The sequence below is a fragment of the Arthrobacter sp. Hiyo1 genome (genome assembly GCF_001263615.2).
Classification (GTDB): domain Bacteria; phylum Actinomycetota; class Actinomycetes; order Actinomycetales; family Micrococcaceae; genus Arthrobacter.
Genome location: NZ_DF952475.1, coordinates 152,440 through 162,930, shown reverse-complemented (window position 1 = coordinate 162,930; position 10,491 = coordinate 152,440). Strand labels below are relative to the sequence as shown.

Annotated in this window: 9 protein-coding genes and 2 pseudogenes; 5 read left to right on the top strand and 6 right to left on the bottom strand. The window is 63.9% G+C overall.

Annotation, left to right across the window (positions count from 1 at the left end; genetic code table 11):
* Nucleotides 1-462, top strand: a pseudogene (locus AHiyo1_RS24995) (hypothetical protein); the annotation flags it as partial.
* A gap of 34 nt (nucleotides 463-496) precedes the next feature.
* Here AHiyo1_RS24995 and AHiyo1_RS25740 read toward each other — a convergent pair.
* Both AHiyo1_RS25740 and AHiyo1_RS19745 read right to left on the bottom strand, forming a co-directional pair.
* Complete coding sequence (locus AHiyo1_RS25740) at nucleotides 497-967, bottom strand: hypothetical protein (RefSeq protein WP_216363264.1); 471 nt, start codon at nucleotides 965-967, stop codon at nucleotides 497-499.
* Nucleotides 968-1,707: 740 nt separating this feature from the next.
* Entirely contained in the window at nucleotides 1,708-2,634 is a 927-nt protein-coding gene (locus tag AHiyo1_RS19745) for an ABC transporter substrate-binding protein (RefSeq protein ID WP_059389700.1), read from the bottom strand.
* Between the two features lie 258 nt (nucleotides 2,635-2,892).
* Here AHiyo1_RS19745 and AHiyo1_RS19740 point away from each other — a divergent pair, with 258 nt between their 5' ends.
* The 4 genes from AHiyo1_RS19740 (at nucleotide 2,893) to AHiyo1_RS19725 (ending at nucleotide 6,957) form a co-directional block, all read left to right on the top strand.
* Complete coding sequence (locus AHiyo1_RS19740) at nucleotides 2,893-3,567, top strand: haloacid dehalogenase type II (protein WP_059389699.1); 675 nt, start codon at nucleotides 2,893-2,895, stop codon at nucleotides 3,565-3,567.
* Between the two features lie 99 nt (nucleotides 3,568-3,666).
* Nucleotides 3,667-4,806 carry a phosphotransferase gene (locus AHiyo1_RS19735; protein WP_059389698.1) on the top strand — a complete coding sequence of 380 codons (1,140 nt, stop codon included), beginning with the start codon at nucleotides 3,667-3,669 and terminating at the stop codon, nucleotides 4,804-4,806.
* 29 nt (nucleotides 4,807-4,835) lie between these two features.
* Nucleotides 4,836-6,191 carry an aspartate aminotransferase family protein gene (locus AHiyo1_RS19730; RefSeq protein WP_253257487.1) on the top strand — a complete coding sequence of 452 codons (1,356 nt, stop codon included), beginning with the start codon at nucleotides 4,836-4,838 and terminating at the stop codon, nucleotides 6,189-6,191.
* A 79-nt stretch (nucleotides 6,192-6,270) separates the two neighbouring features.
* Nucleotides 6,271-6,957, top strand: coding sequence for a haloacid dehalogenase type II (locus AHiyo1_RS19725; protein ID WP_059389697.1), 687 nt, complete (start codon nucleotides 6,271-6,273; stop codon nucleotides 6,955-6,957).
* 765 nt (nucleotides 6,958-7,722) lie between these two features.
* Here AHiyo1_RS19725 and AHiyo1_RS27350 read toward each other — a convergent pair.
* From AHiyo1_RS27350 to AHiyo1_RS27345, 4 genes and pseudogenes are all read right to left on the bottom strand, one after another.
* Nucleotides 7,723-7,926, bottom strand: coding sequence for a hypothetical protein (locus AHiyo1_RS27350; RefSeq protein ID WP_253257486.1), 204 nt, complete (start codon nucleotides 7,924-7,926; stop codon nucleotides 7,723-7,725).
* Nucleotides 7,927-7,990: 64 nt separating this feature from the next.
* The gene (locus AHiyo1_RS19715) at nucleotides 7,991-8,320 is read right to left on the bottom strand and encodes a hypothetical protein (protein WP_253257485.1); all 330 of its coding nucleotides are present in this window, start codon (nucleotides 8,318-8,320) and stop codon (nucleotides 7,991-7,993) included.
* Between the two features lie 759 nt (nucleotides 8,321-9,079).
* A complete protein-coding gene (locus tag AHiyo1_RS19710; protein WP_084784630.1) occupies nucleotides 9,080-9,352 on the bottom strand; it encodes a YHS domain-containing protein in 273 nt (90 codons plus the stop codon).
* Between the two features lie 30 nt (nucleotides 9,353-9,382).
* Nucleotides 9,383-10,491 (bottom strand): annotated as a pseudogene (locus AHiyo1_RS27345) (heavy metal translocating P-type ATPase); the annotation flags it as partial.

Below are 10,491 nucleotides of genomic sequence, written 5' to 3'. Positions count from 1 at the left end.
ATCCTCGCCCTCGGGGCGGCTCCTGCAACCGGGTGGGCGGGTGCACCCGACGGGATTCGGGTAGACAACCGCCTCCGCACCCGGCAAGAGGGATGGTATGCGGTCGGAAGCGCAGCTTACATCGCCTCGGGCACCGAGAAGCTCAGGACGGACCACTGGAATGCGGCCGTCGCCCAGGGCCGGCATGCCGCGAGGACAATCCTGCACGACCTCCTCGGTGCAGAGGATCCGGGTCCCTATCGGCCGAGGACCGGTTTCAACCTTCGCGCGTTCGGATCGACTATTGCCATGCGCGGCTTGCGGTGCCCTGACGGTTCGGAGCGAGAGGCCGCCTGGCCGATCGAACCGCCGCATCCCGATGCCGCGCTGGTCGAGTTCTTGAGCGTCGACGGCGAAGTGACCGGCGTAGCCGGGTACAACGCCGGCGACGCGGTCCTCCACGCGGGATCGTCAATCGTCTGAGCTGGCAGAGGAAAACCCGACAGGGGAACACACGCTAGTTCGCGTCTTCGGGCTGGAGGATGGATTCCCGGAGCTGGGCTTGAGCCTGCGCCAGTCCGGCGTAGGCCGTTCCTCGGGCCACAGATAGTCCGAGCTCCTGCGGCACGACCCTGATCTCGGGCGCACTGGGAAGGCTTAGCGACAGCCGCCTGCGCGCCTCGGGGAGGACTTCCTCGACAAGCGGGCTCAAGCGCCCCACAAAGTAAACGGACTCAGGGTCCAAGGTCACCGCAACAGCGCTGACGGCCGTGACGATCGCCGTTGTGAACGCCTCGACGACTTCCGCGCGGGGCGCGGCCTGCGGCTCGGACCAGAGGGCATCGATGCGTTCCAGTGCCAGTCCTTGGCTTTGAGCGAATCTGAGGAGGCCCTGGCCGCTCAGGAGCCCGTCGAGGGTCTCGTTGCCGACGCCTGAGAAGAGGACGCCAAGTCTCCGAAGGCCGGCGTGCGCCCGTTGCAATCTCATGCTGGATACAGCTCGCGAAGTTCAGCACCGAACTGAGGATGAACAAGGCGGCGTTCCCGATGTGCGCGTCATCCTTCAGGATCCCCCGAAGGGATGCGTTGGCGTCGCTGTCCAGCAGAACCGGCGCCTTGACTCGATCTTCGAGAGCGTTCTGGAAAGGCTGTCCCAGGAAGACCTTCCTTGATTCCGGTCTCCCGGGACCTGTAGAGCCGTTCCGGAGGCGGCTGGGCATCGCGGCCACGACCTGGCGCAGTGGCCCCTGAGCCGGCTCAGTGGTCTCCGCGACCAAGTCCGCCAGCCACTCGGCAGTGGTTTCCATGTCGCCGCCTTCAATGGTTGGGACAATGGCCTGCGTGATCTCGCGGCCTCTCAGGTCCATTGCCAAGACGCATGTGGTTTGCGCCCCCAAGCTGATGCCGACAATGTGCCCTGCTGTGCGCGGCACGTCCAGATATGTGGAAGGCCGGCCGCGGCCGGCAACCTCGTCGAATCCCCGCTCGACAACGAGCCCCTCGAGACGGAGCTCCTCGACCTTCCGGGAGACGGTCGCTTGGCTCAGGCGAGTCAATTGGATCAGCCTGGTACGCGTCAATGGCGCCTCAGAAAGGACAGCATCGAGCACCGTGGCCTTGTTGTAGCCGCGTGCGGCAGGGTTGCCATTCATAGCCCAACCTTAAATGAGTCGCGGACCGGCCATCGCCCCGTCCATTCCGTGGGCGCCGCCCGTCCGACAGGGCTGGCTAGCGGATTCTGGCGTCGGTGATGGCTGATTCTCCAAGGTCCCAGTAGTCCAGCGATTTCTTGTATTCGGGGCTTTCGAGAACGGACTGGATGGCCTTGTGCAGTGCCGGCGTCAGCGGTGATCCCTTCTTCAGCCCGACGGCGACATTGGTGTCAGTGCGGGTGTCGACCCTCGGCTGCAGGACAGTGAAGGCGTTGGGCTGCTGAACCTGGGCCCAGGCCAGAGCGCTGGCGTCGTAGAAGACGCCGTCGATGCGCTTGGAGGCCAGCTGGGTCAGGGCGTCCTGGACGTTGGGCAGGGTGACGGCGTTGATGGCCGCCTTGCCCTGGGAAGTGCAGGTCCACTGCGAGACGTTGGGCAGGTGCTTCAGCTGTTGCGTGGAGCCCTTCGTGACGGCAATGTTCTTTCCGCACAGCGTGTCGTTGGTCAGATGGAGCGGGTTTCCGGCGGCTACGGCGATGGCCGATCCGCCCTTGAGGTAGTCGATCATGTCAAGCACTTTCAGTCGTTCTTCGGTGGCGGACATGGTGGTGGCAGTGAAGTCGTAGCGGCCGCCGTCGATGCCGGGGATGATGGTGTCGAAGGCCGTGTTCTCGAACTTCAGCTTCAGTCCCAGCTTCTTGGCCACGAGGCGGGCGAGGTCCGGGTTCAATCCGATGGGAGTCACGTTGTCCTGCGCGAGAAACGTCATCGGTGGGGAGCTCAGGTCCATGGCGACGACCAGTTCGCCCTCGTCCTTGTAGGACTTCGGCAGCAGTGCCACGGCTGCTGGGTCAGGCTGGACGCCCTCGGAAATGTCTCGCGTGTTCTGCGTCTTGGGGACTTCCGTCGTCTGGCTGCCCGGCGCCGCGCCGCCGCAGCCGGTCATGGCCAGCAGGGCGGCAATCCCGGCTGCCACAAGGTGAATCGTGCTTCTGGTCTTCATGATGGCTCCGTTTCGACTGCTCCTAGGGGGCGTGAACCGCTGAGGGGAGGCTCACGCATAGGACCGTGAGCTGGATCTCGTTCAGCATTCACCATGAATGAAACCCCAAGTATTGCACAATTGTCAACAGAAAAATTGTTGACGATTCGACTCGATCCGGTGTAGATTCAAGGTGCATAAAAATCGTTGGCCGGATGGCTGGAGGCTCGCGAGCGACGAGCCACCTGCCCTCTCCGACCCCTCTTGAATGGACGACTCATGCCCACCACCAACTTCCGGCCGAAGTACATCTCCTTTGACATCTACGGCACCCTGATCAACTGGGACACTGATGCCACTACCCGTCGGCTGCTGGATGGCCGCCTGCCTGAAGAGCAGTGGCCTGCCTTCAAAAAGGTGTTCCGCGGGTACCGGTTCGACGAGGTCCTTGGCGACTACAAGCCCTACGAGCAGATCCTCCAGAATTCCTTTGACCGTGTCTGCAAGTTTTTTGGCATTGGACCGACCCCTGGTGCAGGCGCAGAGTTCGCTGACGCTGTACGCAGCTTTGGTGCCCACGATGACGTGCCCGCTCCGCTGAAGCTCATGGGCGACAACTACAAGCTGGTAGCCCTGTCCAACGCAGACGACAGCTTCCTGGAGATCAGCATCCCCAAGCTTGGTGCAGACTTCCACGCCGTGTTGACCGCTGAGCAGGCGCAGGCCTACAAGCCGCGCTACCAGGCCTTCGAATACATGCTCGATACCCTGAACGCCAAGCCCGAGGACTTCCTGCACATCGCCTCACACACGCGCTACGACATGCATCCGATGCACGACATGGGCTTCCGGAACCTCTGGGTGCTGGACCGTGGCTATGACCCCATTACCGGCGGCTACGACTACAGAACTGTCAAATCCCTGGACGAGATCAACAAGCACCTAGGTCTCTAAGTCAGGTTCCGGGGCAGAAGGCGTCCTGAGCACGGCCTTCCCGCTCGGGCGCCTTCGGCCCGTCACCTGACCTATCCCTTCGATCATTGAGAGCGTGACATGAGGCCCTCCTTCGACCCCGCCACACCTGCTACTGACACGGCCCACGCCAACGGCGTCCTCGGAGATGCCCAGAGGGGCCGGGACACCAGCAGCGCCGCGGCCTTCATCGACAGAGTCGCCTCCGAAAGCGGACTGCTTGCGGAGCAGTCTCAGCTTGCCGACTCGGCTGTCTTGCGACTCCTAGAGCAGTTCTACGGGCTGAGGGGGAGGCTCGTCCGGATCCCCACCGAGAAGGACGAGACCTTCCGCCTGCAGAACGGAGACGCTGCCTACCTCGTGAAGCTGTCCCCATCGGATGAGGATCCGATGATCGTCCAGTTCCAGACAGCGTGTATGGAGCACCTAGAACGGAGTGCCCCTGATCTTCCCGTTCAGCGCGTGGTCAGGAGTCTCGGCGGGGCACCTGAAGTCCGCGTTCCCACCCCTCGAGGGCCATTTGACCGGGTGCTTCGGGTCATGCGTTTCATGCCCGGGCAACTGCTGGCCAAGGACGCGCCGTCGGAGGCGCAGCTTCGGCTGGTGGGAACAAGCCTTGCCCGACTGGACCAAGCGCTGCAGGACTTCGACCATCCCCACGCCGACCGCATGCTCCTATGGGACCTCAAGCACTTCCACCGGATGCGGCCGCTCCTTGACTACGTCGACGACAAGAGAAGAAGAGCCTTGGCCGAGGACATCTTCGACCGGTTCGACGGAGGCGTCGTCCCTCTCCTTGACACCCTCACCTCCCAAGTGATCCACGGAGACTTCAGCCCGTTCAACATCCTGGTCAACCCGAACAGTCCAGACTACGTGACCGGAGTCATCGACTTCGGGGACGCGGTGCGCACCCCCGTGATCTTCGAGATCAGCGTCACCATGGCCAACATCCTGGGAGCAGACCCAAAAAAACCTTGGGAGCACGCGCTTCAGGTCATGGAGGGCTACCGGAACATCCGCCCGCTGCCCGTTCACGAGCTCGAAGCGCTGACCGCTACGGCGCCGGCCCGCCTTCTGCTGCGGGCATTGATAACACAGTGGCGGGCAACCCAGTTGCCCGAGAGGCGCGACTACCTCCTCTCCCACTCGCAGCCGGACTGGGACCGCCTCGCCTCCACGGCCGCAGCCCCAGCCCCCAAGCTGCACCTCACACCCTGACACCGACAAGCAAGCCGCAGGAGAAAACCTTGAGCACTACCGCCTCTGTCCCCAAGCCATCCAAAGCCATGGTCAACGGCTTCGATCCCGACCGTCTCGGTGAGCTCCCCGAACACATCCAGAAGAACATCCGGCGCCGCGACCAGAGCCTCGGACCCGGCTACCGGCTCTTCTACAACACCCCTGTGGAAGTGGTCCGCGGCCAGGGCACCAAGCTCTTCGACAGCGAGGGCAACGAATACCTGGACGTCTACAACAACGTCCCCAGCGTCGGCCACGCCCACCCACGCGTCGTGGCGGCCGTCCACGAGCAGATGCAGAAGCTGAACACGAACACCCGCTACGTCCAGGAGTCCATCCTCGACTACTCGGAGCAGCTCCTCTCGACGTTCCCCGACGAGCTCGGGCACGTGATGTACACCTGCACCGGGTCCGAGGCCAATGACCTTGCCATGCGCGTAGCCAAGTACTTCACCGGCAACCAGGGCATCATCGTCACCTCCGGCGCCTATCATGGCCTGACCACTGAGGTAGCGGCGTTCTCGCCGTCGCTGGGCGTCGGCGTACCCCTTGGTGCGAATGTTCGGGTCATCGACGCCCCGGACGCCCTCCGCTACGCGGGCCAGGGCTCCCTGGAAGACCGCCTGCGCGATCAGGTGCGTGCCGCGATCGCCGACCTGCAGCGCCACGGCGTCGGTGTGGCTGCCTTCATCGCCGACAGCATCTTCTCCTCAGACGGCATTTTTGCCGGCCCGGCGGGCTTCCTTCGCCCGATCATCGAAGAAGTCCACGCCGCCGGCGGCCTGTACGTCGCGGACGAGGTCCAGCCCGGCTTCGGCCGCACGGGCGAGCAATGGTGGGGCTTCCAGCGTCACGGCATCGTCCCGGATATCGTCACCATGGGCAAGCCCATGGGCAACGGCATCCCGATCTCCGCGGCAGTGTTCAAGCCCGAGCTGCTGGTCGAGTTCGGGAAGAACATCCGCTACTTCAACACCTTCGGTGGCAACACCGTCGCGATCGCGGCCGCCCAGGCGGTCCTGGACGTCATCCGTGAGGAGTCCCTTATGGAGAACGCCCTCAAGGTCGGCGAGAGGATCCAAACAGGAATGCGGGAGCTCGGCCACGGCCTGGAGCAGGTCGCCGAGGTCCGCGGCAGCGGCCTGTTCATCGGCGTCGACCTCGTCACCGACCGATCCACCCTGGCTCCCGACGGCGAAACCGCAGCCCACATCGTGAACAGGCTCCGCGAGGAACGGATCCTGATTTCAGCCTGTGGAGCCCAAGGCAACGTCCTCAAGCTCCGCCCCCCGCTTCCGTTCTCCATGAACGACGCAGACCGCCTGCTCGAATCAATGGGCCGCACCTTCCAAGACCTGCACTAAGTCTCACTTTAGTACCGTCACCCTTCCATTAACCCGTCGACAATCGGCACCCACCCAACCTCTCAACAGGAGAAAGCAAATGACATTCGAGACCAAGCCCAAGTTCGTCACGTTCGACATGAACGGGACGCTGATCAAGTTCGCTATCGCGGACGCAACCCGTCAGGTCCTGGGCGATCGGCTGCCGGCCGAGCTTGCCGATGCCTACCTGCAGGCCACCAAGGCGTACCGGATCGATGAGTGCATGGGCGAGTACAAGCCGTTCCACCAGATCATCGCCAATTCCATGGTCCGCGCCTCACGTCGCCTGGGCCTCGAGTACCGCGAGGCCGACGCACAGGCAGTCTACGAGCTTGTCCCCACCTGGGGCCCGTACCCGGGTGTCACCGAGGCGCTGAACCGTCTGGCGGAGGCGGTGCCGCTGGTCATCATTACCAACAGCGACACCGCACAGGCCGAGCGCCTTGCGGGGAACCTTCAGGCCCCCTTTGAGGTGGTCATCACTGCCGAGCAGATGGGCCTCTACAAGCCGCGGCTGGGTGCGTTCGAGTACATGTTCGACAAGCTCGGGGTGAGCCCGGAGGAGATCGTGCACGTCTCCGCGAGCCCGATGTATGACCTGCGGTCTGCAGCCGTCATGGGGATCAAGAACAAGGTGTACGTGGACCGGGGCTTCGAGCACGACGAGCCCTGGCTCGGCTACGAACGGATCACCGACATCGCCGATCTCCCCGTCCTCTTCGGCCTGCCGCGCCCCGCCGCCTAGTCAGGGAGACCCGAGCAAAGACGAGTGCCACGGGGGCCGGCCCTGCTTCTGACCGGCTCCCATGGCCACGCTCAGAGGCAGGCTCGAGAGCCTGGCGTTGGAGATCCTTCTCGAGGTCGCCGCCGGGTAAGCGTACTTCCTTCAGGCCTACATCCCGCGACGCGGTAGGACAGAGAGTCGACATTGTCCGTGAGGCAGGCTTTGAGCATGGGATGTCGCTGGACCCCACGGTGAGCATGGCACCGTCTTGCCTGCCGGAAGCCGAGGTGATGCTGGGCAGCTCCGGTTCTCGACCGCCCAGACGAAGAAGGGTCCTCATGGAGTGCCTGGTGGTGTGGGTGTCGGCCAGCTATGCGTCGACGTCCGCCTGAACGCAGGAGGCGCGGTCCATCCGTGGGAGAGTCTGAGCCAGGTGAGGAATTTGATGGTTTCGGTGATTTCTTGCTTCGCGCTGTGTACGGGGTCGCCGGTGGGTTTCCCGTTTGTGGAGAGGCTCCTGATACGTCGCAGGTGGTGCCAGCAGGCGAAGGACTCGATAGGGTGTGCCGAACATCAGGGTCATCAATGTCGTCGAGCTTGCTGGGTAGCCACCGTTCAAAGAGAGCGAGGTAGTGGTCCGCCCAGGGAGTAGCTTGTGATGGGTAAGCAGACTGCGCAGTTGATCCACGCGTAGCTGTTGGGTTCTTTATGTAGCGCTCAGTGACTGAGGGGGATGTCTCCTGTGGTGAGTCGTTCGAGCAGCTCGCGTACGCCGGGTTTGCGGAGCTAGGTATGGATGCTTTCGGGGCGCTGGGCTCCGCAGAGCGCTGCGAGCAGTTTCGCTGCCGTGGCGACCGGACCCTGGGACTCGTCGACGCGCAACAGCGCCGTGAGGTTCGTTCCGGAGAGCGCAGCGGGCGCAGGTGTTCTGGCGGTAGTGCTCGGTTTCCGTGCCGCAACCGGAGCAGTGGTAGTCCAGGGTGATACCACCGCGGTGTTCCAATCCAAACAGACCTGGGTAGAGTGCGTCCCAAAGTACTGTTCGCAGACTCGGTCAGCCATAGTCGGGAGACGCCACATACGGGCAGAACGCCCGGAGCGCTGCCTGGGTACGGATGGTGGACTGGGCGGCGTCCTTTACGCTCCGCAGATCCCCATAGAACTCATCCACGTGGGCAGGCGTCCACTGCCACGGGTACTCGTTCGTGGACTCCTGGAACCGCGTCACCAGCCGTTCCCGGCCCTCGATGGTGCCAAACGCCAGGTTCCGGCTCAACTGCTGGTTGCGCCAGCCGGTAAGCATCTGGGTGAACACGTGGTCCTCCGGGTGAAGGAAACGCACAGCGCCGAAGTCGAGCACCCGTCCCGCTGAATCGACCGCCACGAACCCTCCTGATACATTGCATCGGATGCAAGAATCATGCAATTAGTGCAGATCCCGCGCAAATCCGCGGATCGGAAGGCGATTCCAGCCTGATGCGCCCCAGCTCTTGAAGGCGGCGCGATGACCTCGCGGGTGTCCCCGGCCGCCAATTCGCACGGTGTTTCCGCAGGTCACAGCCGTATTCGGGACTATAAGTGACGCGGTAGCGGATGGCAATGGGCGGTGTCCGTTCTCAATTAAGTTGGCCACCTTGTCGTGGGAAATGGCCAGATAAATTGAGACGGATGGGGTGGGAGCTGTCTCAATTTAGTTGGCCATTCCGTATGGAATGCTCGGCGTCCGTCTCCCACGAGGATGGGTTCAGGGAAGCGGCTGAGGTCCGTGTCGCTGAGCTGGGGGGCCGTGGCCGGTGGGCGGTCTGCTCCAGATTTTCGAGGCTTGAGCCAGCGCCGTGCTGTACGGAGCCCAGAAAGCGGCGTATTCGCCATCCCGGTCCTGGCTCGCATCTGCGTGGATGTGGTCGTGTCCGTTCATCCTTGGCTCCTTCCCTCTGCGGGTTGCATCCGCTCTGGAGTCTTCAATTTTGCCTGTTCACCCCTGCGCCCCCTGCTGGCTGATCTGAGTCCGTCGTCCGGGGGTTGAACCGCCTCAGTACGGCAAACACAGGGATGCGTAACAAGGGGTCACGGGGGAGTGCCGGATTATCGGCACTCCCCCGTGATGTGTGCCCGGGGCGGGGGTGGCTACGGCTTGGGTTGCCTATAGTGCGACGAGGTACTTCTCGGGGTCCGCGTCGAAGAGCGGGCCGCAGGCGGCACAGCAGAGGTAGTAGCGAGTGCCGTCGTAGTCACGGATGAGGCCCGTGGCCTCGGCGCCGGCCTTGTCCACGTAGTTGCCGCGCATCACCGGGCACTCGGCTGTGCTCTCATCTGCCACATCCACGCTGTGGGAGTGGCAGTGGCCTTCGTCGGCGGGCTCGGAGTGGGAGTGCTCCTGGACCGGGGCGGCGTCGTGGTTGTGTGCCTCGCACATGGGGTATTCCTTTCGTTGGGTTCGCAAAGATCAGGCGCTTACCGCTTCGGCCGGACGAGGGGTCCGGTCTGGGGCGGGCGACTGCTGGTCCAACGCCTGGCTTTGGAAGGAGCGCAGGCGGAGGCTGTTGCCGACTACGAAGACGCTTGAGAACGCCATTGCCGCACCGGCGAGCATGGGGTTGAGCAGGCCAAGGGCGGCCAGCGGGATCACGGCAACGTTGTAGGCGAAGGCCCAGAAGAGGTTGCCCTTGATTGTGCCGAGCGTGCGCCGGGAGAGGCGGATTGCGTCGGCGGCACTGCGCAGGTCGCCGCGGACGAGGGTGAGGTCGGACGCTTCGATCGCTGCATCGGTGCCGGTCCCCATGGCCAGTCCGAGGTCTGCCTGCGCCAGCGCGGCGGCGTCGTTGACACCGTCCCCCACCATTGCCACTGTGCGTCCCTCGCCCTGAAGGCGTGCGATGACAGCGGACTTCTCGCTTGGCAGTACTTCGGCGATGACTTGGTCGATTCCGACCTCGGCGGCGATGTGTTTCGCCACGACCTCGTTGTCTCCGGTGAGGAGGATGGGGGTGAGGCCAAGCTCCGGAACTGCCGCACGGCTTCGGCGCTTGTGGGCTTGACCCGGTCGGCAACCACAAGCACGCCCCGGATTGCTCCGTCCCACGCAGCCAGGACCGCCGTCTGGCCGCGTGATTCAGCGGTTCGCTTCACCTCGTCGAGCACGGGATCAGGTGCGACCGCCCATTCGTCCAGCAGGCTCTGGCGGCCCACAATCACATTGTGGCCATCGACGACGCCGGTGACGCCCTTGCCCTCTATGTTGCGGAAGTCCTTCACATCGGGGAGGAGCGTCTCGAGCGCTTCGGTGGCGCCGGTGGCGATCGCCTGCGCGATGGGATGCTCGGATGCGTCTTCGAGGGCGCCGGCGATGCGCAGCACGTCCTTGCGGCTCGTCCCGGCAGCGGCGACTGCCTCGACGAGGGTCATCCTGCCCGTGGTCACTGTTCCTGTCTTGTCGAGCACGATGGTGTCGACGCTCCGGGTGGACTCGAGGACCTCGGGGCCTTTGATCAGGATCCCCAGCTGCGCGCGCGCCCGGTGCCGACCAGGAGCGCGGTGGGGGTGGCGAGGCCCAGG